Origin of the sequence: Streptomyces sp. NPDC101490 (genome assembly GCF_044767145.1) — a bacterium.
Taxonomy (GTDB): Bacteria; Actinomycetota; Actinomycetes; order Streptomycetales; family Streptomycetaceae; genus Streptomyces.
In genome coordinates, this window is sequence record NZ_JBIWNI010000001.1 from 39,308 (window position 1) to 64,693 (window position 25,386).

A 25,386-nucleotide genomic window follows, 5' to 3' on the forward strand; every position below is an offset into this window, starting at 1 on the left:
GCTCGCCCCGCGCCGGTGGGGGCTCGCGTCGTTCACGCGCCGCGCCGGACGCGCCCCGCGCCGGACCCGGCCGGGTCCGGGCGTCCGGCCGGGGAGTCCCGGGCGGTTCGGGGCGGTACGGCTCCGTCTCGAACCGGGGCGGTGCGGTGCGGAGTCGTACCGGCGTCTCAGGCTCCCGTGCCGCCCGAGGTGTTCGCCAGGGCCGCCGAGAGCTCGCGGGCGACCTGCTGGAGGATCGGGACGATCTTCTCCGTGGCCGCCTCGGTCACCCGGCCGGCCGGGCCCGAGATCGAGATGGCCGCCGCGGTGGGGGAGTCCGGCACCGGCACCGCGAGGCAGCGGACCCCTATCTCCTGCTCGTTGTCGTCGACCGCGTAGCCGGTCTCGCGGACCGCGACGAGCGCGTCCAGGAAGCCGTCCGGCGTGGTGATGGTCTTCTCCGTCGCGGCGGGCATACCGGTACGGGCCAGCAGCGCGCGGACCTCCTCCGCCGGAGTGTGCGCGAGCAGCGCCTTCCCGACACCGGTCGAGTGCGGCAGCACCCGGCGGCCGACCTCGGTGAACATGCGCATGGAGTGCTTGGACGGCACCTGCGCCACGTACACGATCTCGTCCCCGTCGAGCAGCGCCATGTTGGCCGTCTCGCCGGTCTCCTCGACGAGCCGCGCCAGATAGGGGCGGGCCCAGGTCCCGAGGAGGCGGGAGGCGGACTCGCCGAGCCGGATGAGCCGGGGACCGAGCGCGTACCGCCGGTTGGGCTGCTGGCGCACATAGCCGCAGGCGACCAGGGTGCGCATCAGCCGGTGGATGGTGGGCAGCGGCAGTCCGCTGCTGACGGAGAGCTCGCTCAGCCCGACCTCGCCACCGGCGTCGGCCATCCGCTCCAGAAGGTCGAAGGCACGCTCAAGGGACTGGACGCCCCCGCTCGCGGCGGGCTTGGCGGCGTCGGTGGTGCTGGCGCTGGACGTCGGCACGTCAACGGTCCTTTCGGGGCAGGCGGGCAAGGCAGCAGCCTACCGGGCGCCCCCGGCCGGGGCACACGGTCCCGGGGTCGGCGTCCGAGCCGGTCAGGGGGTGTTTGTCCGGTGTGGCCGACGGTCCGGGGCGGTCCGGGGCGGTCCCGCATGTGCGGAGCTACGTTCTACTCTACGAAATTTACATTCCACTTCGTGGAAACCGCCAAGCGGGGTCCCGGCGGGCCCGGTGGTGGAGGCGTGCCCTTGACGGCATGTCTCCGGAAGTGAAGACTCCTTCAACAGTTCGTTGAATTCCTGACGGCGGATTCCGCCGAAGCACCGGAAGAAGGGGTACGGGTGGACGTCGACCTGGTCCTGCGCTCGACACGCGTCATCACCCCCGGGGGGACGCGCCCGGCGTCGATCGCCGTCTCCGGAGGGACGATCGCGGCCGTACTGCCGTACGACGCCGGGACGCCCCCCGGCGCCCGCCTCGAGGACGTCGGCGACGACGTGGTCCTGCCCGGACTCGTCGACACCCATGTGCATGTGAACGACCCCGGCCGCACCGAGTGGGAAGGCTTCTGGACCGCCACCCGCGCCGCCGCCGCGGGCGGGATCACCACCCTGCTCGACATGCCCCTCAACTCGCTGCCGCCCACGACCACCGTGGCCAACCTGCGCGTCAAGCGGGAGGTCGCCCGCGCCAAGGCCCACGTCGACGTCGGCTTCTGGGGCGGCGCCCTGCCCGACAACGTCAAGGACCTGCGCCCGCTGCACGACGCCGGGGTCTTCGGCTTCAAGTGCTTCCTCTCGCCGTCCGGCGTGGAGGAGTTCCCCGAACTCGACCAGGAGCGCCTCGCCACCTCGCTCGCCGAGGTCTCCGGCTTCGACGGTCTGATGATCGTGCACGCCGAGGACCCGCACCACCTCGCCGCCGCGCCCCAGAGGCCCGGTCCCGCCTACGCCGACTTCCTCGCCTCGCGGCCCCGGGACGCCGAGAACACCGCGATAGGGAACCTGGTCGACCAGGCCCGCAGACTGAACGCCCGCGTCCATGTCCTGCACCTGTCCTCCGCCGACGCGCTGCCGCTGATCGCCGCCGCCAAGGCCGAGGGCGTCAAGATCACCGTCGAGTCCTGCCCGCACTTCCTCACCCTCACCGCCGAGGAAGTACCGGACGGCGCCACCGAGTTCAAGTGCTGCCCGCCCATCCGCGAGGCAGCCAACCAGGACGCGCTCTGGCAGGGCCTCGCCGACGGCACGATCGACTGCGTCGTCTCCGACCACTCGCCCTCCACCACCGACCTGAAGACGCCCGACTTCGCGTCCGCCTGGGGCGGCATCTCCTCCCTCCAGCTCGGCCTGCCCGCCATCTGGACCGAGGCCCGCCGCCGGGGCCACACCCTGGAGGACGTCGCACGCTGGATGTCCGAGGGCCCCGCCCGGCTCGCCGGACTCCACCGCAAGGGCGCCATCACGGCCGGACGCGACGCCGACTTCGCCGTCCTCGACCCGGACGCCACCTTCACCGTCGACCCCGCCGAACTCCAGCACCGCAACCGCATCACCGCCTACGCGGGCAGGACCCTCAGCGGCGTCGTCACCTCCACCTGGCTGCGCGGCGAGCGGATCGCCGACCGGGGCACCCTCACCGGGCCCACCGGCCGCCTCCTCGAAAGGACCACCTGACGTGTCCGCGATACCCGCCTTCACCGGTGACGCGAGCCCCTACGGCGGCGGCGACCCCTACGCCGACTACCGCAGCGCCGACTTCCCCTTCACCCGGTACGCCGACCTCGCCGACCGCCGCCTCGGCGCGGGCGTCGTGGCCGCCAACGACGAGTTCTTCGCCGAGCGCGAGAACCTGCTGAAGCCCGGGGCCGCCGAGTTCGACCCCGAGCACTTCGGCCACAAGGGCAAGATCATGGACGGCTGGGAGACCCGCCGCCGCCGGGGCGTCTCCGCCGCGGAGCCGCACCCCACCGACGACGACCACGACTGGGCCCTCGTCCGGCTCGGCGCCCCCGGTGTCGTCCGGGGCGTCCTCGTCGACACCGCCCACTTCCGGGGCAACTACCCGCAGGCCGTCTCCGTCGAGGCCACCTCGCTGCCCGGCTCGCCGTCGCCCGAGGAACTCCTCGCCGACGACGTCACATGGACGACCCTCGTCCCCCGCACCGCCGTCGGCGGCCACGCGGCCAACGGCTTCGCCGTCGACGTCGCGCGGCGCTTCACCCACCTGCGCGTCAACCAGCACCCCGACGGCGGCATCGCCCGCCTCCGCGTGTACGGCGAGGTCGCCCCCGACCCGGCGTGGCTGGGCGTCCTCGGCACCTTCGACCTCGCGGCCCTGGAGAACGGCGGCCAGGTCGAGGACGCCTCCGACCGCTTCTACTCCCCGGCGACCAACACCATCCAGCCCGGCCGCTCCCGCAAGATGGACGACGGCTGGGAGACCCGCCGCCGCCGTGACAAGGGCAACGACTGGATCCGCTACCAGCTCGCCGCCGAGTCCGAGATCCGCGCCGTCGAGATCGACACCGCCTACCTCAAGGGCAACAGCGCGGGCTGGGCCGCGCTCTCGGCCGCCGCCCAGGACTCCGAGGAGTGGACGGAGGTCCTGCCCCGGACGCGCCTCCAGCCCGACACCAACCACCGCTTCGTCCTCGACGTCCCGGCGGTCGGCTCGCGCGTCCGCGTCGACATCTACCCGGACGGCGGCATCTCCCGCCTCCGTCTCTTCGGCTCCCTCACCGACGCCGGTACGGCCCGGCTCGTCGCCCGCCACCAGGAACTGGGCGGCTGACCTCCCTCCCGGCGAGTACGTCGGGCCCCGTTCCCAGCGGCGCCTCCCGGGCCCGGCTCCGACGCGGGTCCGGCCCGGGGAGGCCTGGCGGGCCCGGCTCCGGATTCCTCCCGAGGGCCCGGCCCGGCCGGACCCGGCCCCAGGCCGCGCGGGGGGCGCCCCGGCCTCAGGCCGCGTGCCCCCCGTCCACCGAGAACTCCGCGCCCGTCACGTACCGGCCCTCGGGGCCGGCCAGGAAGGCCACCATCGCGGCCACCTCCTCCGGGGTGCCGAAGCGGCCGAGGGCCGTCAGGGCCCGCTGGCCGTCCGCGTACGGTCCGTCCGCCGGGTTCATGTCGGTGTCCACCGGACCGGGGTGGACCAGGTTCGCGGTGATGCCGCGCCCGCCGAGGTCCCGCGCCAGCGCCTTCGTCAGACCGGTCAGCGCCGCCTTGCTCATCGCGTACAGCGTCCCGCCCGGCCCCGGCACCCGCAGGGCCATGCAACTGCCGACCGTGACGATCCGCCCGCCCTCGGGCAGATGCGCGGCCGCCGCCTGCGACGCGAGGAAGACCGCCCGGACGTTCACCGCGAGGACCCGGTCCACGTCCGCGAGCGACAGGGACTCCAGCGGGCCCAGGACCCCGACGCCCGCGTTGTTCACCAGGACGTCGAGACGGCCCAGCGCGTCCACCGCCCAGTGGACCGCGCCCGCCGCGTCCCCGGCGTCGGCCGCGTCCGCCCGCAGCGGCAGCGCCCTGCGGCCGGCCGCCTCGATCCGCGCGGCGACCTCCTTCGCGCCCGTCTCGTCCCGGACGTAGGTGAAGGCGACGTCGGCGCCCTCCCGGGCCAGCCGGACGGCGGTGGCCGCGCCGATGCCCCTGCTGCCGCCCGTCACCAGGACCGCCGTTCCGTTCATCGTGGACATCCCGAAACCTCCGTGGAAGAAAAAGCCAGTAGTGGTTGCGAGTTCAATGAAATGCCTCCGGGCCCCCCAGCGCTGGCGGGTATCGGACGCCGACCCGAAGACTGGAGGGGTGGATGTCGACGTCGACCCGAAGACCGGAGGGGCGGACACCGATCCGAAGACTGGAGGGGCGGACACCGATGACTTTCGCCGGGCCTGCCGGTCGTAAGAGATGAGAAGTACGGGACCGATACGAAAGGCGCCACCATGGCCACGCTCAGCCTCACCCAGTTCCTCACCCTCGACGGCGTGCACCAGGCCCCCGGCGGCCCGGAGGAGGACGCCAGCGGCGGCTTCGCGCACGGCGGCTGGTCCGTGCCCTACAGCGACGAGGACTTCGGCCGGTTCATCACCGGGATCTTCGCCCGGCCGACCGCCTTCCTCCTCGGACGGCACACCTACGAGATCTTCGCCGGGTACTGGCCGCAGCGCACCGACGCCGCCGACCCCGTCGCCACCAAGCTCAACGCCCTCCCCAAGTACGTCGCCACCACGACCCTCGACTCCGCCGACTGGTCCGGCACCACCCTGCTGCGCGGCGACGCCGTGGCCGAGGTCACCGCCCTCAAGGAGCGCACCGAGGGCGAGATCCAGATGCACGGCAGCGCCGGACTCGCCCGGACCCTCCTCGACCACGACCTCATCGACACCCTCCACCTGGCCGTCCTGCCGGTGGTCCTCGGCTCGGGCCGCCGCCTCTTCTCCGACGGAGTCCGCCCCACCGCCTTCCGGACCACGGAGACGAGCGTCACCAGCACGGGCGTCGTCCTCCTCACGTACGAACGCGAGGGCCGCCCCTCGTACGGCAGCTTCTGAACCCGGTGCGGCGGCTTTCGAGCTGAGGCCCGGAGCCTGACGTGCGGCGCCCGAGGCCCGGCGCCTGAGGCCCGGCGTCTGACCCCGGCGCCCGAGTCCCGGTGGGCGGGGTCCGGCGGCCGGGGGCCGGGCCCCCGGCCGTCCGATCATCACGATCCGGCAGTCCCGGACCGGGGACGGCGGAAGGGTGTAGTCACCACGCGCCGACCCCGGTACCGTGATCGCTCCGAGTGCGAGCCGCAGAAGTCTCCACCCCTTCCGATGAGTTGGAGACCGGCCCGAGATGGCAGCTTCGTCCTCCTTCGCCGCCCCCATGCCGCTCGGCGCCCCCCGCCGGGCCTGGCTCACCGACCTGCCCGTCCTGATCGTCGCCGTCGTCTGGGGCGCCAGCTACCTCTCGGCCAAGGGCATCACCACCAGCCACACCGTCATCGCGGTGCTCGTGCTGCGGTTCGCGGTCGTGCTGCCCGTCCTCGTCGTCGCCGGATGGAGCAGGCTCCGGGCGCTCACCGCGCCCCAGTGGCGGGGCGCCGCCACCCTGGGCCTGATCCTCGGCGGGATCTTCCTCCTGGAGACCTACGGAGTCGTCCACACCTCCGCCACCAACGCGGGCCTGATCATCAGCCTCACCATGATCTTCACCCCGCTCGCCGAAGCCGCCGTGACCCGGGTCAGGCCGCCCCGCGCCTTCCTCGGCGCCGCCGCGCTCTCCGTCACCGGCGTCGTGCTCCTCACCCAGGGCGGCGGCTTCACCGCGCCCTCCACCGGCGACCTGCTCATGCTCCTCGCCGCGCTCGCCCGTACCGTCCACGTCCTCGCCATGTCCCGGATCAAGGCGGTCCGCTCGGCCGACTCGCTCTCCCTCACCACCGTGCAGCTCGGCTCCGCCGTCGCCGTCTTCGCCGTCATCGCGGCCTTCCCCGGCACCGGCGCCGCCCCCTGGACGGTCGCCCTCGACTTCGGCCCCCGCGAATGGGCCGGACTGCTCTTCCTCTCCGTCTTCTGCACCCTCTTCGCCTTCTTCGTGCAGATGTGGGCGGTCCGCCGCACCTCCCCGTCCCGGGTCAGCCTGCTCCTCGGCACCGAACCGCTGTGGGCCGCCGCCCTGGGCATCGCCGTCGCCGGTGACCGCCCCGGCGTCCTCGGCCTCGCGGGCGCGATCCTCGTGCTGGCGGGCACCACATGGGGCCGCCGGGCCGCGGACTCCACCCCCGGGTAGGTTCTACGGCCATGCGTTCACTCCCGTACGACAACGCCTTCCGCGCCCGCGCCCGACGCACCCAGGGCTGGGGCCTCGGGCTGCTCGCCGTCGCCGCCCTCGGCTGGGTCTGGCTCGCGGTGCTCCTCCTCACCCCGTACGGGCCCGAGGACGGCGGCAGCCCCTGCCCCGCGCTCCTCACCAGCTCCTTCGCCCACGACGAGAGCTGCGTCGAGGAACGTGACTGGCCGCTGCTCCTCGGCCTCGCGGGCGGCACCCTGCCCTTCGCGGTCGTCGGCGCGGTCCTCTGGACCACCGGCTCGGTCTCCCACCGCATGTCCGAGCACCTCGCCGAGGTGACCCGCCTCGACTCGGCCAGCACCTGACCCCCGGACCGGGTCCGGCGTGCTTCCGCCCGCGACCCGGTGGACCGGGACCGGCCGGGCTTCCGCACCCGGTCCGGCAGCCCCGGGACCGGGACCCGCGGGCTCTCGTACGTACGTGATCCGGCAGCCCCGGTCCGCGCCCGTCAGGACTTCCGCACCCGGTCCGACACGATCATCAGGACCACGCCGAGAACCATGATCACGATGTTGGCGAACAGCTCCCGGCCCTGGAGGAACTCCACGTTCTCGGTCAGGAACCGGGTCAGGCCCATGAACCGGAACCAGCCGTCCGTCAGCTCGCGCACCACTCCGGCAGCGCCGAAGGCCGCGAGCAGGAAACCGGTGACCTCAAGAAATCGCTTCATGGGGTGATCATGACCCGGTCGGGGGAACGCCCGCGTCCGCCTCCCGTCCACGCCACCGCTACCGAAGTACCGACTCCCGCGACTTCGGTACCGTCCCCGCCGCTCGTGCCCGGCGCCGGGCCCCCGGCCGCATACATTGCCGCTATGACACGTACGGACCGGCAGCGCTGGCTGTTCCCCTCCCACCTGGTCGAACCGGGCGGGAGCGGGGCGCCCCGGCCCCGCCGTACCGTCCGCGACTGGATCGTGGACACCACGCTCTTCCTCCTCGCCGCCTTCTTCGGTCTCCTCGTCGTCGACGGCAGCGCCCCTTACACCAGCGAGACCGTCGCCTTCGTCGACCAGCTCCTCGGCGCCGCCGCCTGCTGCGCCCTCTGGCTGCGCCGCCGCTGGCCCGTCGGACTCGCCGTCGGCCTCTCCCTGGTCAGCGTCGTCGAGCCGGTCGCCGCGGGCGCGCTGCTCGCCTCCCTGTTCAGCGTCGCCGTGCGGCGGCCCTTCCGCGAGGTCGCCTGGATCGGCGGCCTCGCCACCGCCGCCTCCGTCGCCCAGGTCTTCGTCCGGCCCGACCCCACCGTGAACGTCGGCCTCGGCCTCGCCATCGGCTTCGTCCTCATCCTCCTCGTCACCGCCTGGGGGATGCTCGTCCGCTCCCGCCGTCTGCTCGTCGAAGCACTCAGGGAACGCGCCCGCCGCGCCGAGGCCGAGGCCGGACTCCGCGCCGAACAGGCCCAGCGGCTCGCCCGCGAGGCCATCGCCCGCGAGATGCACGACGTCCTCGCCCACCGGCTGACCCTGCTCAGCGTGCACGCCGGAGCCCTGGAGTTCCGCCCCGACGCCCCGCCCGAACAGGTCGCCCGCGCCGCCGGAGTCATCCGCGACAGCGCCCACGAAGCCCTCCAGGACCTCCGCGAGATCATCGGCGTCCTGCGCGCCCCCGACGACGGCGACGGCGGCCACCGCCCCCAGCCCACCCTCGCCACCCTCGGCGCGCTGATCGACGAGTCCCGGGAAGCCGGGGCGGACGTCGTCCTCGACACCACCGTCGACGACCCCGCCGCCGTGCCCGCCGCCACCGGCCGCACCGTCTACCGCATCGCCCAGGAAGCCCTCACCAACGCCCGCAAGCATGCCCCCGGCACCACCGTCACCGTCACCGTGCGCGGACGCCCCGGCGAAGGGCTCACCGTGGACGTCCACAACCCGGCACCCGCCGGACCCGTCCCGCACGTCCCCGGCTCGGGCCAGGGACTCATCGGCCTCACCGAACGCGCCGCCCTCGCCGGCGGCCGACTGGAACACGGCTCCGCCCCCGGCGGCGGGTTCTCCCTCCACGCCTGGCTACCGTGGCCCCCATGACCATCAGGCTGCTCATCGTCGACGACGACCCCCTGGTCCGCGCGGGCCTCACCCTCATGCTCGGCGGCGCCGAGGACCTGGAGATCGTCGGCGAGGGCGCCGACGGCCACGAGGTCCCCGCGCTCGTCTCCCGGTACGCCCCCGACGTCGTCCTCATGGACATCCGGATGCCCCAGGTCGACGGACTCACCGCCACCGAGCTCCTGCGCGCCCGGCCCGGCGCCCCCGAGGTCGTCGTCCTCACCACCTTCCACGCGGACGAGCAGGTGCTCCGCGCGCTGCGCGCGGGCGCCGCCGGATTCGTCCTCAAGGACACCCCGCCCGCCGAGATCGTCGCCGCCGTCCGCCGGGTCGCCGCGGGCGACCCCGTGCTCTCCCCGGCGGTCACCCGTCAGCTCATGACCCATGTCTCGGGACGGCCGGGGCGGCCCCCGAAAGCCGCCGCGGCCGGGCGCCTCGCCGAACTCGCCGACCGGGAGCGGGAGGTGGCCGTCGCCGTCGGCCGGGGCCTGTCCAACGCCGAGATCGCCGCCGAGCTCTACATGAGCGTCCCCACCGTCAAGACCCATGTCTCCCGGGTGCTCGCCAAACTCGGCCTCAACAACCGCGTCCAGATCGCCCTGCTCGTCCACGACGCGGATCTCCTCGACGGGGAACGGGACGGCACCCCGTAGGGTGGAGCGATGTCCGTCATCGAACTGGGGGAGTACGGCGCGGACTTCACCGCGAACCCGTACCCCTTCTACGCGAAGCTCCGCGAAGCCGGACCCGTCCACGAAGTACGGGTCCCCGACGGCTTCCAGTTCTGGCTGGTCGTCGGCCACGAGGAGGGGCGGGCCGCGCTCGCCGATCCCCGGCTCGCCAAGTCCCCGTCCGTGATCGGCGTACGGCCACCGGAGGAGGACGTCATCGGCGTCCACCTCCTCGGCGCGGACGCCCCCGACCACACCCGGCTGCGCCGCCTCGTCACCGGCGAGTTCACCGCCCGCCGCGTGGAGGCCCTGCGCCCCCGCGTCGAACGCCTCGCCTCGGAACTCGCCGACGCGATGGAACCCTCGGGGAGCGCCGACCTCGTCGACGCCTTCGCCTACCCGCTGCCGATCATCGTCATCTGCGAACTCCTCGGCGTGCCCGCGGAGGACCGCGACACCTTCCGCCGCTGGTCCAACGAACTCGTCACCCCGGCCGACGAGCGCAGCATGGAAACCGCCATGAAGGAGTTCGCCGGATACCTCGACGAACTCATCGAGGACAAGCGCGCCGCCGGACCCGCCGACGACCTGCTCTCCGGGCTGATCGCCGCCCGCGCCGAGGACGGCGACCGGCTGTCCCTGCCCGAACTGCGGGCCATGGCCTATCTGCTGCTCATCGCCGGGCACGAGACCACCGTCAACCTGATCGCCAACACCGTCCGCAACCTGCTCACCCACCCCGAGCAGCTCGCCGCCCTGCGCGCCGACCCGACGCTCCTCGACGCCACGATCGAGGAGTCCCTGCGGTACGACGGGCCGGTGGAGACCAGCACCTTCCGCTTCACCCGCGAGCCCGTCGTCATCGGCGGCCGGGAGATCCCGGCCGGACAGTACGTCCTCGTCGGCATCGGCGCCCTCGACCGCGACCCCGCCCGCTTCCCCGACCCCGACCGCTTCGACGTCCGCCGGGAGACCAAGGGCCACCTCGCCTTCGGGCACGGCATCCACTACTGCCTGGGCGCCCCGCTGGCCCGCCTGGAGGGCCGTATCGCCCTCAGGACCCTCCTGGACCGCTTCCCCGGCCTGGAGCTCGACCCCGGGGCCGCCCCCTGGGAATGGATCCCCGGCCTCCTCCTCCGAGGCGTCCGCCACCTCCCGGTCCGCTGGTGACCCCTCCCCGGGGACGGTCCGCCAGGACCGGCGACCCCTCCCCGGGGACGTCCAGCGGCACCGTGGACCGCCCCTAGGGCCTGTCTGACAATTCCCGCCTGCCGCGCGACGCCATGCACGCACTCTCGCCGCACCGGCCCCAGACCCACGTACATCCAGTACGCGGGCCTGGGGCAGGCACGCCGAGAGCACGCACCTGACGCCGCGCGGCCGCCCTGCGGGCGACGCCGCGAATTGTCAGACAGGCCCTAAGGAGCGTCCACCGGGACCGGCCGCCGCTCCCGCCGGGAGCGTTCGCAGGCCTCCGCGATCCGGAGGGCGGCCAGGGCCTCCGTCCCGTCGCACGGATTGGGGACCTCCCCGCGTACGAGCCGGACGAACGCGTCCAGCTCCGCCTCGTACGCGGGGGCGAACCGCTCCAGGAACCCCGGCCACGGCTTCTCCGGCGCGGCCGGGGCGCCCGGCTCCACCGAGGTGAGCGGAGTGCGGTCGTCCAGGCCCACCACCAGCTGGTCGCGGTCGCCCGCCAGTTCCATCCGCACGTCGTACCCGGCGCCGTTGCACCGGGTCGCGGTCGCCGTGACCAGCGTGCCGTCGTCCAGGGTGAGCACCGCCGCCGCCGTGGACACGTCACCGGCCTCCCGGAAGGCGCCGGGACCCCCGTCCGAGCCCGTCGCGTACACCTCCACGACCTCCCGCCCGGTCACCCAGCGGACGATGTCGAAGTCGTGCACCAGACAGTCCCGGAAGAGCCCGCCGGAGAGCGGCAGGTACGCGGCGGGCGGCGGGCGCGGGTCGGACGTCACCGCCCGTACGGTGTGCAGCCGGCCGAGCCGCCCGGAGCGGACCGCCTCGCGCGCCGCCCGGTACCCCTCGTCGAAGCGGCGCATGAACCCCAGCTGGAGCCGGGTGCCCGCCCCGGCCACCGCCGCGAGCGCCGTCCGCGTGCCCGGCACGTCCAGGGCGATCGGCTTCTCGCAGAAGGCCGGGAGGCCCGCCTCCGCCGCGCGGACGATCAGCTCGGCGTGCGCGGCCGTCGCCGACGCGATCACCACCGCGTCCAGGCCCTCCGCGAACAGGGCCGTCACGTCCGGCGCGGTCCGCACCCCGAGCGCCGCCGCGACCCCGGCCGCGCGGGCGGCGTCCGCGTCCGTGACGACCAGCGTCCCGACCTCCGGGTGCCGGGCCAGCACCCCCGCGTGGAAGCTCCCGATCCGTCCCGTACCGATGAGTCCGATGCGCATGGCCCCACCGTGGAGCCGTGCCGTCCCCGATGTCAAGGATTTGTCAGGACAACCGGACGTCACGACTTCCCGTCATCAACCACCCGGGCTACGCTCCCCCCGTGTCCAAGCAGTCCGGCTCCGCCCTGCCCCCGCTCTCCGTGGACCGCACCAGCCCGGTCCCGCTCTACTACCAGCTGGCCCGGCAGCTGGAGAGCGCCGTGGAGGACGGGACGCTGCCCCCCGGCACCCTCCTCGGCAACGAGATCGACCTCGCCACCCGCCTCGGGCTCTCCCGCCCCACCGTCCGCCAGGCCATCCGCACCCTCGTCGACAAGGGCCTGCTGGTCCGCCGCCGGGGCGTCGGCACCCAGGTCGTCCCCGGCGGCGTCCGCCGGGGACTGGAGCTGACCAGCCTCTACGACGACCTCGACGCCGCCGGACAGCGCCCCGCCACCCGGGTCCTGGCCGACCGCCTCGAACCCGCCACCGGACCCGTCGCGGCGGCCCTCGGCGTACCGGAGGGCAGCGAGGTCCACTACCTGGAGCGGCTCCGCACCGCCCGGGGGGAACCCGTCGCGCATCTGCGCAACCACCTGCCGCCGGGACTCCTGGACCCCGGCGCCGACCTGGCGGGAACCGGCCTCTACCGGCTGCTCCGCGCCGCCGCCGTGACCCTGCACAGCGCCCGGCAGTCCGTCGGCGCCCGCGCCGCGACCGCCGCCGAGGCCGCGCCGCTCGACGAGCGGGCGGGCGCCCCGCTGCTCACCATGGAGCGCGTCAGCTACGACGACAAGGGCCGGGCCGTCGAGTACGGTTCCCATCTCTACCGGGCCGCCCGCTACTCCTTCGAGTTCCGGCTGATGGTCCGTCCGTAGGCCGGAGCGGTCGGCATGAGGGCCCCCCGGCGAGTGCCACGACCCTCATGACCGATACTGCAATGCACGCAGAAGGACACAAAGGAGGGCACCGCCTCGTGACCAGGCTTCGGACAGCAGGGGTACGCGCCGTCATCGGCGGCGTGCTCGCGCTCGCGCTCACAGGGGCGCTCGCCGGGTGCAGCAGCACCGGCGGAAAGCGGGCGGAGGACGCCCGCAGGGCCGCCGAGGCCCAGGGCAGGGCGGCCGTCGACACCCCCCGCTGGACCTTCGCCATGGTGACCCACTCGGGCGACGGCGACACCTTCTGGGACATCGTCCAGAAGGGCGCCAAGCAGGCCGCCGTCAAGGACAACATCAACTTCCTGTACGCCCACAGCGACGAGTCCCAGCAGCAGGCGCAGCTGATCGACTCGTACATCGCCAAGGGCGTCGACGGGCTGATCGTGACCCTCGCCAAGCCCGACGCGATGAAGGCGTCCGTCGAGAAGGCCGTCAAGGCGGGCATCCCGGTGATCACCGTGAACTCGGGCGCCGCGCAGTCCAAGGCGTACGGCGCGCTCACCCACATCGGCCAGGACGAGACCGTCGCGGGCGAGGCGGTCGGCGAGGAGCTGAACGCGCGCGGGAAGAAGAAGGCCCTCTGCGTCCTGCACGAGCAGGGCAACGTCGGCCACGAGCAGCGCTGCGCCGGGACGAAGAAGACCTTCGACGGCGAACTGGTCAACCTCTACGTCGACGGCACCAACATGCCCGACGTGAAGGCGTCCATCGAGGCCAAGCTCCAGTCCGACAAGGCCGTGGACGCCGTCGTCACCCTCGGCGCCCCCTTCGCGGACACCGCCGTGCAGGCCGCGAAGAGCGCCGGGAGCAAGGCCGAGATCGACACCTTCGACCTCAACGCCAAGGTCGCGGCCGCCCTGGAGGCGGGCACCCTCGGCTTCGCCGTCGACCAGCAGCCGTACCTCCAGGGGTACGAGGCCGTCGACCTGCTCTGGCTGTACCGCTACAACGCCAACGTCCTCGGCGGCGGCAAGCCGGTCCTCACCGGCCCGCAGATCATCACCCGGAAGGACGCGGGCAGGCTCCTGGAGTACGCGGATCGGGGCACCCGATGAGTTCCACCGCCCCACCGTCCGGGATCGACCACGTCGACGAGCGGCTGCTGCGCACCACCCCGCTGAAGAAGCTCCTGGCCCGCCCCGAGCTGGGCTCGGTCGTCGGCGCGATCGGCGTCTTCGTCTTCTTCGCGGTGGCCGCCGACAGCTTCCTGCGCCCCGCGAGCCTGGGGACCGTGCTCTACGCGGCCTCCACCATCGGCATCATGGCGGTCCCGGTCGCCCTGCTGATGATCGGCGGCGAGTTCGACCTGTCGGCGGGCGTGCTGGTCACCAGCTCGGCCCTGGTCTCGTCGATGTTCAGCTACCAGATGACGGCGAACGTCTGGGTCGGGGTCGGGGTCTCGCTGCTCGTCACCCTGGCCGTGGGCGTCTTCAACGGCTTCATGCTGACCCGGACGAAGCTGCCCAGCTTCATCATCACGCTCGGCACCTTCCTCATGCTGACCGGTCTGAACCTGGGCCTCACCAAGCTGATCAGCGGCACCGTCTCCACCAAGACCATCGCCGACATGGAGGGCTTCTCCTCCGCCCGCGCGCTCTTCGCCTCGCAGGTGACGATCGGCGGGGTCGAGTTCAAGGTCACCGTCCTGTGGTGGCTGGCCCTGGTCGCGCTCGCCACCTGGATCCTGCTCCGCACCCGCTTCGGCAACTGGATCTTCGCGGTCGGCGGCGGCGCCGACGCGGCCCGCGCGGTCGGCGTCCCGGTCTACCGGACGAAGATCGGCCTCTACATGGGGGTCGCGTTCTGCGCCTGGATCTCGGGGCAGCACCTGCTGTTCTCCTTCGACGTCGTCCAGTCGGGCGAGGGCGTCGGCAACGAACTGATCTACATCATCGCGGCGGTCATCGGCGGCTGTCTGATCACCGGCGGCTACGGCTCCGCCATCGGCTCGGCGGTCGGCGCCCTGATCTTCGGCATGACCAGCAAGGGCATCGTGTACGCCGAGTGGAACCCGGACTGGTTCAAGTTCTTCCTGGGCGCGATGCTCCTCCTGGCGACCCTGCTGAACGCCTGGATCCGCAAGCGCGTGGAGGCCACCAAGTGACGACCGGCACCCCTCCCCTCGTCGAGCTGGACGACGTCAGCAAGTACTACGGGAACATCCGCGCCCTCGAAGGGGTCTCCCTGGAGGTCCGCGCGGGCGAGATCTCCTGCGTCCTCGGTGACAACGGCGCGGGCAAGTCCACCCTCATCAAGATCATCGCGGGGCTGCACCGGCACGACGCCGGAACCTTCCGCATCGAGGGCGAGGAGGTCACCCTCGCCAACCCGCGCGACGCCCTGGACCGGGGCATCGCCACCGTCTACCAGGACCTCGCCGTCGTCCCCCTGATGCCGGTGTGGCGGAACTTCTTCCTCGGCTCCGAGCCGACCAGGGGCTCGGGCCCCTTCAGGCGCCTCGACGTCGGTCTGATGCGGGACACCACCCGTGAGGCGCTGCTGCGCATGGGCATCGACCTGCGGGACGTGGACCAGCCCATCGGCACCCTCTCCGGCGGCGAGCGGCAGTGCGTGGCCATCGCCCGCGCCGTCCACTTCGGCGCCAAGGTCCTGGTCCTGGACGAACCGACCGCCGCCCTCGGCGTCAAGCAGTCCGGGGTGGTCCTGAAATACGTGGCCGCCGCACGTGACCAGGGCCTCGGCGTGGTCCTCATCACGCACAACCCGCACCACGCCTACCTCGTCGGCGACCGCTTCGTCCTGCTGAAGCGGGGCGTGATGGCGGGCAGCCACACCAAGGGCTCCGTGACGCTGGACGAGTTGACCCGGCAGATGGCCGGCGGCAGCGAGCTGGAGGACCTGCGCCACGAACTGGAACGGCCCTCCGCGACGTAACGGCCCCCACACACCCCACCTGGCAGAATCGGAGCCGATGAGTACCTACCGTGACCTCGCCCACCGGGGCTCCGCCCGCGGCACCGTGCTGCGGACCGTCGGCACCCGGGAGCGGCGCTCCCACCTGACGGCCCCCCGGGTGCCGACCGTCGGCATCGACATCGGCGGTACGAAGGTGATGGCCGGTGTCGTCGACGCCGACGGCAACATCCTGGAGAAGCTCCGCACGGAGACCCCGGACAAGTCGAAGAGCCCCAAGGTCGTCGAGGACACCATCGTCGAACTGGTCCTCGACCTGTCCGACCGGCACGATGTGCACGCGGTGGGCATCGGCGCCGCCGGGTGGGTGGACGCCGAGCGGGCCACGGTCCTCTTCGCCCCGCACCTGGCCTGGCGGAACGAGCCGCTCCGCGACGCCCTCCAGGGCCGTCTCGCCGTCCCCGTGATGGTCGACAACGACGCCAACACCGCCGCCTGGGCCGAGTGGCGCTTCGGCGCCGGACGCGGCGAGGACCACCTCGTCATGATCACCCTCGGCACCGGCATCGGCGGCGCCATCCTGCAGGACGGCCAGGTCAAGCGCGGCAAGTACGGGGTCGCGGGGGAGTTCGGCCATATGCAGGTGGTGCCCGGCGGGCACCGCTGCCCCTGCGGCAACCGGGGCTGCTGGGAGCAGTACAGCTCGGGCAACGCCCTGGTCCGCGAGGCCCGTGAGCTGGCCGCCGCCGACTCCCCGGTCGCCTTCGGCCTCATCGAGCGCGTCAAGGGGAGCGTCCCCGAGATCACCGGCCCGCTCATCACCGAGCTGGCCCGCGACGGCGACGCCATGTGCATCGAGCTGCTCCAGGACATCGGCCAGTGGCTCGGGGTCGGCATCGCCAACCTCGCCGCCGCCCTCGACCCCTCCTGCTTCGTCATCGGCGGTGGCGTCTCGGCCGCCGACGACCTGCTCATCGGCCCCGCGCGGGACTCCTTCCGCCGTCATCTCACCGGCCGCGGCTACCGCCCCGAGGCCCGTATCGCCCGTGCCCAGCTCGGTCCCGAGGCGGGGATGGTCGGTGCCGCCGACCTGGCCCGGCTCGTCGCCCGCCGCTTCCGCCGGGCCAACCGGCGCCGGGTGGAGCGCTACGAGCGGTACGAGCGCTACGCCCAGGTCCTGCGCAACGGACCCGCGGGCCGCACCTCCCGTCCCCCCGAGGACCCCGCTTCATGACCGTGCCCCACCAGTCCACCCCGCCCCGCCCGCCGAGGGAGAGGATGCCCGAGGACCGTCGGCACATGATCCGCCGCCGCTGGCTGACGGCGGTCATCATCGTGCTGCTCGTCGGCATCCCCGCCGGGTACCTCGTCATCTCGGCAGGTCAGAGCCGGGACAGCGGCCGGGACAAGGAGCGGGAGTCCTCGGTGACCGGGCTCCAGGAGAACTGGCCCTCGCAGATGAAGCGCCGGGTCTTCGAGGTCCCGGTCCCGTCCGGGGCGTGGGGCGTCGCCTACTACGAGACCAGCAACTGGAAGACGAGCCGGCTGTACGTGGAGTTCAGGACGACCGCGTACGGGCTCGACGCCTTCCTCGCCGAGTCGGGCACCAGCCGCGCGGCGCTCACTCCCGGCCGGATCACGGTGGGGGAGCGGGAGGCGGAGATCGCCGGGTGGAGCTTCGCCGAGGGCATGGACTGGGCGGGGACCACGGTGACGCGCGAGGAGCCGCGTCCGACCACCCACATCACGGTGGATCTCACGGACCCGGCGTTCCCCCGGGTGTACGCGGTCTCGTCGACGAACCCCTGAGCCTGCGGTGACGCGGGGCGACCGAAGGGTCCCTGGGGGTTGTCTGTGCAATGTCACATTACTATGCTGCGTACATGGGTCCGGCGCGGCCGACGCACCCGCCGTGCGCACCACGACCGGACCGCCCCGGGCCGGCCCTCCACGGGGGAGGGCCGGCCCGTTTCCCTCCCCGTTCCCGCACCCCGGAGGCCGTCCTTCGTGAGCACCATCCCGTACACGGTCCGCACCACCGACTACCACACCGCGGGCGAGCCCTTCCGGATCGTCCACACGGACCTGCCCCCGGTCCCCGGCGACACCGTCGCCGAACGCCGCGCCACCGCGCTCGGCCCCGGCGGCACCGGCACCGACCCCCGCCCCGGACCCCTCGACGACCTGCGCCGCCTGCTCTCCCGGGAACCACGGGGCCACGCCGGGATGTACGGCGGCTTCGTCGTGCCGCCCGACGACGACGGCGCCCACTTCGGCGTCCTCTTCTGGCACAAGGACGGCTACTCCACCGCCTGCGGCCACGGCACGATGGCCCTCGGCGCCTGGGCCGTCGACACCGGACGCGTCCCCGCCCCCGACGACGGCACCGTCCCCGTCCGCGTCGACGTCCCCTCCGGCCGGGTCACCGCCACCGTCCACCGCGCCGGGGGACGCACCACCGCCGTCACCTTCCGCAACGTCCCCGGCCGCGTCCTGGCCCGCGAGGTCCCCGCCACCACCACCTTCGGCACCGTCCGCGCCGACCTCGTCGACTCCGGGGCCCTCTACGTCTCCGTCGCCGCCCGCGAGCTCGGCCTCGGCGTCTCCGTACCCGCCCTGCCCGACCTCGTCCGCGCCGGGCGGGAGATCCGCGCCGCCCTCCCCGGGCACGACGTCTACGGCGTCATCCTCCACGAGGACCTGCCCGACACCCCCGAAGGCCCCGCCCAGCGCAACGTCACCGTCTTCGCCGACGGCCAGATCGACCGCTCGCCCTGCGGCTCCGGCACCTCCGCCCGTCTCCTCCTGCTCGGCGACGACGGCCGGATCGCCCCCGGCGGCACCCTGCACCACGAGTCCGTCGTCGGCACCGCCTTCACCGGCCGCCTCCTCGCCCACGGCATCACCGAGGTCACCGGAACCACCCACCGCACCGGGGAACACACCTTCCTCCTCGACCCCGACGACACCCTGGGAGCAGGATTCCTGCTGTGACCACACCCCTCGTCCTCGACGCCGCCGCCACCGCCCGGCTGCTCGGACCCGCCGCCGCCACCGACGTCCTCGCCGACGTCCTGCGCGCCGGATTCGACCCCGACGCCGCACCGCACCGCACCTCCGTCCCCGTCCCGGCGGGCGAGCTCCTCATGATGCCCGCCGCCTTCGACTCCTACGCCGGAGTCAAGATCGTCGGAATCGCCCCCGGCAACACCGCCAGGGGACTGCCCCGCATCACCGGCTCCTACCTCCTCCTCGACGGCGCCGACCTGCGCCCGCTCGCCCTCCTCGACGGACCGGCGCTCACCGAACTGCGCACCCCGGCCGTCTCCGCCCTCGCCGTCCGCGCCCTCACCCCGGCCGACCGGCCCCTGCGCCTGCTCCTCTTCGGCTCGGGACCGCAGGCGTACGCGCACCTCGATGCCGTCCTGGCCGTACGCGAGGTCGCCGAGACCGTGGTCGTCGCCCGCAACGAGGCCGGGGGCCGCGCCCTCACCGGATACGCGCGGAACCTCGGCGTCCCCGCCCGCACCGGCACGCCCGCCGACGTCGCCGGGGCCGATCTGGTGGTCTGCTGCACCACGGCCCGCGAACCGCTCTTCGACGGGACCCTGGTGGCGCCCGGCGCCACCGTCGTCGCGGTCGGCTCGCACGAACCGGAGGCCCGGGAGACCGACACCGCGCTCGTGGTCCGCTCCGAGGTCTATGTGGAGGCCCGCTCCGCGGCGCTGCGGGAGGCGGGCGACCTCCTGGTGCCGATGGCCGAGGGCGCGATCGGCCCCGGCCACGTCACCGGCGACCTCGCGGAGCTGGTGACCGGCCGTCGGCCGCCCCGGGAGGACCGCCCCCGCTTCTTCAAGAGCGTGGGCATGGCCTGGGAGGACCTGGCCCTCGCCACCGCCCTGTACCTGGCCGCCCGCGAGGGCTGAACGCACCGGTGCCCCGGTCCCGCCGCACGGCGGGACCGGGGCACTTCGGCGCGGGCTCAGGGGCCCTCGGGGAAGTGGCAGGCGACCTCCCGCGCCTCGCCGGGCGCCGCGATCCGCAGCGGCGGCGCCTCCGTCCGGCAGATCTCCCGCGCCTTGGGACAGCGCGGATGGAAGGTGCAGCCCGGCGGGGGAGCGGCCGGGCTCGGCGGGTCGCCGAGCAGGGTGATCCGCTCCCGGCGCCGCTCGGCCGCCGGGTCCGGCAGCGGCACGGCGGACAGCAGCGCCCGGGTGTAGGGGTGCGCGGGGGCCCCGTACACCCGTTCCTTGGTGCCGATCTCGACGATCCGGCCGAGGTACATGACGGCCACCCGGTCGCAGACCCGTTTCACCACGGACAGGTCGTGGGCGATGAAGAGGTAGGCGAGGCCGAGTTCGCGCTGGAGCCGTTCCATGAGGTTGACGATCTGCGCCTGGACGGAGACGTCGAGGGCGGAGACCGGTTCGTCGGCGACCACGAGCCGGGGGCCGGTGGCCAGGGCGCGGGCGATGCCGATGCGCTGGGCCTGCCCGCCGGAGAACTCGTGGGGACGGCGGTCCACGTGCTCGGGGATGAGGCCCACCAGCTCCATCAGCTCCACGGCCCGTTTCCGCGCCGAGGCCGCCGACTCGCCCTGGACGAGCAGCGGGTCGGAGATGATCCTGGCCACCGTCTGGCGGGGGTTGAGGGAGGAGTGCGGGTCCTGGAAGACCATCTGGAGGTCGCGGCGGAGCGGCTTCAGCGCCCGCTGGGACAGCCGGCTGATGTCCCTGCCGTCGTACGTGACGCTCCCGGACGTCGGTTCCAGGAGCCGTACGATCGCCCGGCCGGTGGTCGACTTCCCGCAGCCGGACTCGCCGACCAGGCCGAGCGTCTCGCCCTCGGCCACGTCGAAGCCGACGCCGTCGACGGCGCGGACCGGGGCCGAGCCCCGGCGGCGGCCCGGGAACGTCATGACGAGGTCCCGCACGCTGAGGAGGGGCGGGGGGCTGGTGGTCATCGGGCGGCGCCTTCGTACGCGGGGAAGTGGCAGGCGGTCCGGTGGCCCTCCGGACCGCCGGGGAGGGGGCGTTCCTCCCCGCAGCGGGCGCGCTCCCCGGCGGTGCCGGCGGCGGCCCGGGGACAGCGGGGCGCGAACGCGCACCCGGGTGCCGGTTCGAGCAGGGACGGCGGGCTGCCCGGGATGGCCCGCAGCGGGACGTCGTCGGGGTCGTCGAGCCGGGGCAGCGAGTCGAGCAGACCCTGGGTGTAGGGGTGCGCGGGGGACGCGAACAGGGCGTCCACCGGGGCCTGTTCGGCGGCCCGCCCGCCGTACATCACGAGCACCTCGTGGGCGACCCGGGCGACCACCCCCAGATCATGGGTGATCATGACGACGGAGAGGCCCCGGTCCTGCTGGAGACGGGCGATCAGGTCCAGGATCTGGGCCTGCACGGTGACGTCGAGGGCGGTCGTGGGCTCGTCGGCGATGAGCAGGTCGGGCTCGCAGACGAGGGCCATCGCGATCATCACGCGCTGGCGCATCCCGCCGGAGAACTGGTGCGGGTACTCGCCCGCCCGGCGCCGGGGCTCGGGGATGCCGACCTCCGCGAGCGCCGCCACGGCCCGCTCGCGGGCGGCGGCGCGCCGGGAGCCGAAGTGGACCCGGTGGTGTTCGGCGACCTGCTCGCCGACGGTGTAGTAGGGGTGGAGGCTGGACAGCGGGTCCTGGAAGATCATGGCCATCCGGCGCCCGCGCAGGGTGTTCAGCTCGCGGTCGGGCAGCCCGACCAGTTCGCGCCCGGAGAGGGTGACGGAGCCGGTGACCTCGGCGCGGGTGTGCAGGCCCATGACGGCGAGGGAGGTGACCGACTTGCCGGAGCCGGACTCGCCGACGATGCCGAGGGTCCGGCCGGGCGGCACGTCGAAGGAGAGGGAGTCGACGGCCCGGACGGGGCCGCGCTCGGTCGGGAAGGTGACGCTGAGGTCCCGTACCGACAGGAGGGGGCCGGGGTCGGCCATCAGTACCTCACTCGCGGGTCGACGACGGCGTACAGCAGGTCGACGGCCAGGTTGGCGACGACGATGAAGGTGGCGGCGAGCAGGGTGACGCCGAGGACGACCGGCTGGTCTCCGGTGGACAGGGCGCCGTAGAAGAGGCGTCCGACGCCGGGGAGTCCGAAGATGGACTCGGTGATGACCGCCCCCGCGAGCAGCCCGCCGAGGTCCATGCCGAAGATGGTCAGGATCGGGGTCATTCCGGCGCGCAGGCCGTGCTTGACGACCACGGTCCGGCGCGGGAGGCCCTTGGCGCGGGCGGTGCGGATGTACGGCTCCGCCATGCTCTCGATCATCGAACTCCGGCTCTGCCGGGCGTACATGGCGGCGTAGAGGAGGGCCAGCGCCAGCCAGGGCAGCAGCAGGTTGGAGGCCCAGGAGAGCGGGTCGGTGCCGAACGGCACGTACTGCGGGTAGGGGAGCAGCCCGGTGGTCCTGATGAAGCCGTAGATCAGCATCACCGAGGTGAAGTAGACCGGCAGCGAGGCGGCGGCGACCGCGCCGACCATCAGGGCCCGGTCGGTGAGGGTGTCCTTGCGCAGGGCGGCGGTGACCCCGGCGGTGAGCCCCAGCAGCAGCCACAGGGCGGCGGCGCCGAGGGCGAGCGACGCGGAGACCGGGAGCCGGTCGACGAGGAGTCCCCAGACGTCCTGGCTGTTCTCGTACGAGTAGCCGAGGCAGGGGAAGTCGCAGCGCAGGGCGTACTGGCCGGTGCCCAGGGTGCGGCCGGTGAAGATGCCGGTGACGAAGTCGGCGAACTGGCGCCACAGGGGCGCGTCGAGGCCCATGTTGGCGCGGATGGCCTCCAGCCGTTCGGCGCTGCACGACTTGCCGCAGGCCGCGGCGGCGGGGTCGGAGGGCAGGACGTAGAAGATGGCGAAGGTGACGGCGGCGATGGCGACGAGCACGCCGAGCACACCGAGGAGACGACGGCCGAGGTAGGCGGTCACGCGCCGCCTCCCCGGGGGTCGAGGACGTCGCGGAGCGCGTCGCCGAGCAGGGTGAAGGCGAGCACGGTGAGGAAGAGGCAGAGGCTCGGGACGGCGAAGTACATGGGGTCCGTGTCGTAGTAGGCGACGCTCTCGGCGATCATCTGGCCCCAGGAGGGGGTGGGCGGGCGGACGCCGACGCCGAGGTAGCTGAGGGCGGCCTCGGTGGCGATCATCCCGGGGACGATGAGCGTGGTGTACGCGATGACCGGCCCCGCGACGCCCGGGAGGATCTCGCGGACGAGGATGCGCCAGGGGCCCGAGCCGCCGACGCGGGCGGCGTCGACGTACTCGCGGTGCTTGAGCGAGAGGGTCTGGCCGCGGACGACGCGGGCGATGCCGGGCCAGCCGAAGAGGCCGATGACGGCGGTCATGAGGACGATCCGGTTGACGTCCCGGGCCACCGACATCATCGCGATCATGAAGATGAGGGAGGGGAAGGACATGGTGAGGTCCATCAGGCGGGAGAGCACGGTGTCGGTCCGGCCGCCGAAGTAGCCCGCGGCGATGCCCGCCGCCGTCCCCGCGACGACCACGATGGCCGTCGCGGAGAAGGCGATGAGCAGGGACACCTGGGCGCCGTGCACGACCCGGGCGAACAGGTCGCGCCCGGTGACGGGTTCGACGCCGAGCCAGTGCTCGGCGGAGACCCCGCCGAGCGGCCCGAGGGGCAGGCCGCCGAGGTAGGGGTCGATGGCGCTCCTGTCGAACTCGTCCGGGCCCCAGCCGCCCAGCGGGGCGATCAGCGGGGCGGCCACGGTGAGGAGGGCGAGGAGCGCGACCACGCCGAGGGAGAGGCGGGCGGCGGGGCGGCGGCGCAGTTCGGCGCGGACGAGCCTGAGGGCGCCGTCACCGCGTGCGGGAGGTGCGGAGGTGGTGGTCATCGGGCCCGGTTCTCAGTTCGCGCTCTTCGAGGGGTCCTTGAGGCCGACCGTCGCGTAGTCGAGCTGGCCGCCGTAGGAGATGTGGCCGAAGGCTCCGGCGACGTTGGTGCCGATGAGCAGGGGCTTGCGCTCGACGACGGCGGGCGCGGTGGGCGCCTTCGCGAGGATCTGTCCGTCGAGCTCCCGCCAGGCCTTGCCCGCCAGGACGGCGTCGGGCATGGCCGCGATCTGGTCCATGCGCTTCATCGTGGCGTCGTCGCGGAAGAGCGAGTGGTTGCCGGAGTTGCCCTTCTCCTTGATGTACCGGCCGTCGAAGACGAAGGGCAGGAAGGTCGAGCCGGACGGGTAGTCGGGGCACCAGCCGGTGTAGACGAGGTCGGTGCGGCTCTTGGTGTCGCCGATGGTGTCGTAGAAGGCGGACGGGTCGACGGTCTCGATGGTGACCTTGATCCCGGCGCGGCCCAGGGACTGCTGGACGGCCTCGCCGACGGCCTTGTCGCCGTTGGAGACGGTGAGGGAGGTGCTGAAGCCGTCGGCCTTCCCGGCCTCCTTCAGGAGCTGCTTGGCCTTGTCGACGTCGCCGGTGAGCGGGATGCCGAGGGTGTCGGGCTGCTTGCCGCCGAAGAGGAAGCCGGGCATGAGGGCGGTGGCGGGGTCGTTGAGCGCGGGGCCGCCGGAGGCGGTGAGGACGGCCTCGCGGTCCAGGGCGTACTGGAGGGCCTTGCGCACCCGGACGTCGTCGAAGGGCGCGCGGCCGGTGTGCATCTGGACCATCTCGGTACAGCTGGTCGACTCGGCGAGCAGGCGCGCCCGGACGGCGGGCACGGTGAGGACCTTGGGGGTGGACTCGGGGCGGAGCTTGTCCCAGGGGACGGCGGAGGCGTCGGGTCCGGTGGAGGCGACGAGCCGGTCGTCGATCTGGTTGGCCTTGAGGCCCATGGTGACGACGATCCTGTCCGGGTACGCCTTGCGGACGGTGTCCGTGCCGGGGCTCCAGTGCGTGTTGCGGACGAGGACCAGCTGCTTGTCGCGGGCGTAGCTCTCGATCTTGTACGGGCCGGAGGAGAAGGGCCGGTTGTCGTACTGGGGGCCCTTGTCCTGGGCCGGGGGCACGGGCGCGAAGGTGGGCAGGGTGGCGGCGTAGGGGAACTCGGCGAAGGGGGTGCGGAGTTCGAAGACGACGGTCCGGTCGTCGGGGGTCTTCACGGAGGCGAGGTGCTTGCCGGTGGCGGGGCCCTGGTAGCCCTCGGCCCCGGCGAGGTAGCGGGCCGCGTAGTCGGGGCCGCCGGGCAGGTCGGGGGAGAAGGACCGTTCGACGTTGTGCTTGACGTCCCGCGAGGTGATCGGGGTGCCGTCCTCGTACTTCAGGCCGGGCTTGAGGGTGAAGGTCCAGGTCCTGGCGCCGTTGGAGGGGACGCCGAGGTTCTCGGCGAGGTCCGGGACGAGCTCGCTGCCCCGGGGGCCGGCCGCGGCGCGGTAGGTCACGAGGGTGCGGTAGAGCAGGCGGGTGCCGAAGTCCATGTCGCCCATGACCCAGTTGCGGGCGGGGTCGAGATGGGTGAAGTCCTGGTTGGACAGGACGGTGAGGGTGCCGCCCTTCTGCGGGGTGCCGCCGAGGACCGTGCCGAGGTTGGCGGTCGCGGGGTTCCTGCCGGGGCGCTCGCCGCCGGTCTTCGCGGCGCCGGAGCAGCCGGTCGCGCCGAGGGCCAGGGTCGTCACCAGGGCGGTGGCCAGGGTGCGGGTGCGCTTCTTCATGGGTGGTCACTCCGGGGAGCAGGGGG

Annotated in this window: 25 protein-coding genes; 16 read left to right on the forward strand and 9 right to left on the reverse strand. The window is 73.4% G+C overall.

Annotation, left to right across the window (positions count from 1 at the left end; translation table 11 throughout):
* Nucleotides 1-167: 167 nt before the first annotated feature.
* Nucleotides 168-974: an IclR family transcriptional regulator gene (locus ACIRQY_RS00175; protein ID WP_351780437.1), complete on the reverse strand. Its 807-nt coding sequence runs from the start codon at nucleotides 972-974 to the stop codon at nucleotides 168-170.
* 339 nt (nucleotides 975-1,313) lie between these two features.
* Between ACIRQY_RS00175 and allB the strand changes: the two genes are divergently transcribed.
* Nucleotides 1,314-2,648 (forward strand): allantoinase AllB, encoded by a 1,335-nt coding sequence (gene allB, locus ACIRQY_RS00180; RefSeq protein ID WP_403920986.1) that lies wholly within the window; start codon nucleotides 1,314-1,316, stop codon nucleotides 2,646-2,648.
* 1 nt (nucleotide 2,649) lies between these two features.
* Nucleotides 2,650-3,765: an allantoicase gene (gene alc / locus ACIRQY_RS00185; RefSeq protein ID WP_403920989.1), complete on the forward strand. Its 1,116-nt coding sequence runs from the start codon at nucleotides 2,650-2,652 to the stop codon at nucleotides 3,763-3,765.
* 166 nt (nucleotides 3,766-3,931) lie between these two features.
* Here the strand turns inward: alc and ACIRQY_RS00190 are convergent, their stop codons facing one another.
* Nucleotides 3,932-4,672, reverse strand: coding sequence for an SDR family oxidoreductase (locus ACIRQY_RS00190; RefSeq protein WP_351780431.1), 741 nt, complete (start codon nucleotides 4,670-4,672; stop codon nucleotides 3,932-3,934).
* 246 nt (nucleotides 4,673-4,918) lie between these two features.
* Here ACIRQY_RS00190 and ACIRQY_RS00195 point away from each other — a divergent pair, with 246 nt between their 5' ends.
* From ACIRQY_RS00195 to ACIRQY_RS00205, 3 genes are all read left to right on the forward strand, one after another.
* Complete coding sequence (locus tag ACIRQY_RS00195; RefSeq protein WP_403920992.1) at nucleotides 4,919-5,527, forward strand: dihydrofolate reductase family protein; 609 nt, start codon at nucleotides 4,919-4,921, stop codon at nucleotides 5,525-5,527.
* 283 nt (nucleotides 5,528-5,810) lie between these two features.
* Nucleotides 5,811-6,746, forward strand: coding sequence for a DMT family transporter (locus tag ACIRQY_RS00200; protein ID WP_403920995.1), 936 nt, complete (start codon nucleotides 5,811-5,813; stop codon nucleotides 6,744-6,746).
* An 11-nt stretch (nucleotides 6,747-6,757) separates the two neighbouring features.
* On the forward strand, nucleotides 6,758-7,111 hold the full coding sequence (locus tag ACIRQY_RS00205) for a hypothetical protein (RefSeq protein WP_351780425.1): 354 nt from the start codon (nucleotides 6,758-6,760) through the stop codon (nucleotides 7,109-7,111).
* A gap of 143 nt (nucleotides 7,112-7,254) precedes the next feature.
* Here ACIRQY_RS00205 and ACIRQY_RS00210 read toward each other — a convergent pair whose 3' ends face one another.
* Nucleotides 7,255-7,476: a hypothetical protein gene (locus tag ACIRQY_RS00210; protein ID WP_351780424.1), complete on the reverse strand. Its 222-nt coding sequence runs from the start codon at nucleotides 7,474-7,476 to the stop codon at nucleotides 7,255-7,257.
* A gap of 144 nt (nucleotides 7,477-7,620) precedes the next feature.
* Between ACIRQY_RS00210 and ACIRQY_RS00215 the strand changes: the two genes are divergently transcribed.
* Genes ACIRQY_RS00215 through ACIRQY_RS00225 form a run of 3 tightly spaced genes read left to right on the forward strand, consistent with a single transcriptional unit; the run spans nucleotide 7,621 to nucleotide 10,694 of the window.
* Nucleotides 7,621-8,832, forward strand: a complete 1,212-nt coding sequence (locus ACIRQY_RS00215) for a sensor histidine kinase (protein ID WP_403920998.1) — start codon at nucleotides 7,621-7,623, stop codon at nucleotides 8,830-8,832.
* The gene (locus ACIRQY_RS00220) at nucleotides 8,829-9,506 is read left to right on the forward strand and encodes a response regulator (RefSeq protein ID WP_403921002.1); all 678 of its coding nucleotides are present in this window, start codon (nucleotides 8,829-8,831) and stop codon (nucleotides 9,504-9,506) included. The genes ACIRQY_RS00215 and ACIRQY_RS00220 overlap by 4 nt, the downstream gene beginning before the upstream one ends.
* Nucleotides 9,507-9,515: 9 nt before the next feature.
* Entirely contained in the window at nucleotides 9,516-10,694 is a 1,179-nt protein-coding gene (locus ACIRQY_RS00225; RefSeq protein ID WP_403921005.1) for a cytochrome P450, read from the forward strand.
* A 248-nt stretch (nucleotides 10,695-10,942) separates the two neighbouring features.
* On the opposite strand, the gene ACIRQY_RS00230 is transcribed toward ACIRQY_RS00225, so the two are convergent.
* Nucleotides 10,943-11,938: a Gfo/Idh/MocA family oxidoreductase gene (locus tag ACIRQY_RS00230; protein ID WP_403921008.1), complete on the reverse strand. Its 996-nt coding sequence runs from the start codon at nucleotides 11,936-11,938 to the stop codon at nucleotides 10,943-10,945.
* 101 nt (nucleotides 11,939-12,039) lie between these two features.
* On the opposite strand from ACIRQY_RS00230, the gene ACIRQY_RS00235 reads away from it, so the two are divergent.
* The 8 genes from ACIRQY_RS00235 to ACIRQY_RS00270 all read left to right on the forward strand — a co-directional run bounded on the left by ACIRQY_RS00235 (nucleotide 12,040) and on the right by ACIRQY_RS00270 (nucleotide 19,658).
* Nucleotides 12,040-12,795, forward strand: coding sequence for a GntR family transcriptional regulator (locus ACIRQY_RS00235; protein ID WP_403921011.1), 756 nt, complete (start codon nucleotides 12,040-12,042; stop codon nucleotides 12,793-12,795).
* A 98-nt stretch (nucleotides 12,796-12,893) separates the two neighbouring features.
* Entirely contained in the window at nucleotides 12,894-13,913 is a 1,020-nt protein-coding gene (locus ACIRQY_RS00240; RefSeq protein WP_351780412.1) for a sugar ABC transporter substrate-binding protein, read from the forward strand.
* Nucleotides 13,910-14,962: an ABC transporter permease gene (locus tag ACIRQY_RS00245; protein ID WP_351780410.1), complete on the forward strand. Its 1,053-nt coding sequence runs from the start codon at nucleotides 13,910-13,912 to the stop codon at nucleotides 14,960-14,962. Before ACIRQY_RS00240 ends, ACIRQY_RS00245 begins: the two co-directional genes overlap by 4 nt.
* Nucleotides 14,959-15,753, forward strand: coding sequence for an ATP-binding cassette domain-containing protein (locus ACIRQY_RS00250; protein WP_351780408.1), 795 nt, complete (start codon nucleotides 14,959-14,961; stop codon nucleotides 15,751-15,753). Before ACIRQY_RS00245 ends, ACIRQY_RS00250 begins: the two co-directional genes overlap by 4 nt.
* Nucleotides 15,754-15,790: 37 nt before the next feature.
* A complete protein-coding gene (locus ACIRQY_RS00255; protein WP_351780406.1) occupies nucleotides 15,791-16,966 on the forward strand; it encodes an ROK family glucokinase in 1,176 nt (391 codons plus the stop codon).
* Entirely contained in the window at nucleotides 16,963-17,541 is a 579-nt protein-coding gene (locus tag ACIRQY_RS00260) for a hypothetical protein (RefSeq protein WP_351780405.1), read from the forward strand. Before ACIRQY_RS00255 ends, ACIRQY_RS00260 begins: the two co-directional genes overlap by 4 nt.
* Nucleotides 17,542-17,739: 198 nt before the next feature.
* The gene (locus ACIRQY_RS00265; protein WP_403921016.1) at nucleotides 17,740-18,726 is read left to right on the forward strand and encodes a proline racemase family protein; all 987 of its coding nucleotides are present in this window, start codon (nucleotides 17,740-17,742) and stop codon (nucleotides 18,724-18,726) included.
* Complete coding sequence (locus tag ACIRQY_RS00270) at nucleotides 18,723-19,658, forward strand: ornithine cyclodeaminase family protein (RefSeq protein ID WP_403921019.1); 936 nt, start codon at nucleotides 18,723-18,725, stop codon at nucleotides 19,656-19,658. Before ACIRQY_RS00265 ends, ACIRQY_RS00270 begins: the two co-directional genes overlap by 4 nt.
* A gap of 56 nt (nucleotides 19,659-19,714) precedes the next feature.
* Here ACIRQY_RS00270 and ACIRQY_RS00275 read toward each other — a convergent pair whose 3' ends face one another.
* The 5 genes from ACIRQY_RS00275 to ACIRQY_RS00295 are packed head-to-tail and all read right to left on the reverse strand — an operon-like array spanning nucleotide 19,715 to nucleotide 25,360.
* Nucleotides 19,715-20,695, reverse strand: a complete 981-nt coding sequence (locus ACIRQY_RS00275; protein ID WP_403921021.1) for an ABC transporter ATP-binding protein — start codon at nucleotides 20,693-20,695, stop codon at nucleotides 19,715-19,717.
* Nucleotides 20,692-21,696: an ABC transporter ATP-binding protein gene (locus ACIRQY_RS00280; RefSeq protein WP_403921023.1), complete on the reverse strand. Its 1,005-nt coding sequence runs from the start codon at nucleotides 21,694-21,696 to the stop codon at nucleotides 20,692-20,694. Before ACIRQY_RS00280 ends, ACIRQY_RS00275 begins: the two co-directional genes overlap by 4 nt.
* Entirely contained in the window at nucleotides 21,696-22,682 is a 987-nt protein-coding gene (locus ACIRQY_RS00285) for an ABC transporter permease (RefSeq protein WP_403921026.1), read from the reverse strand. The genes ACIRQY_RS00280 and ACIRQY_RS00285 overlap by 1 nt, the downstream gene beginning before the upstream one ends.
* Nucleotides 22,679-23,605: an ABC transporter permease gene (locus tag ACIRQY_RS00290; protein WP_403921028.1), complete on the reverse strand. Its 927-nt coding sequence runs from the start codon at nucleotides 23,603-23,605 to the stop codon at nucleotides 22,679-22,681. The genes ACIRQY_RS00285 and ACIRQY_RS00290 overlap by 4 nt, the downstream gene beginning before the upstream one ends.
* Nucleotides 23,606-23,617: 12 nt before the next feature.
* Nucleotides 23,618-25,360: an ABC transporter substrate-binding protein gene (locus ACIRQY_RS00295; RefSeq protein ID WP_403921031.1), complete on the reverse strand. Its 1,743-nt coding sequence runs from the start codon at nucleotides 25,358-25,360 to the stop codon at nucleotides 23,618-23,620.
* Between the last annotated feature and the right edge of the window lie 26 nt (nucleotides 25,361-25,386).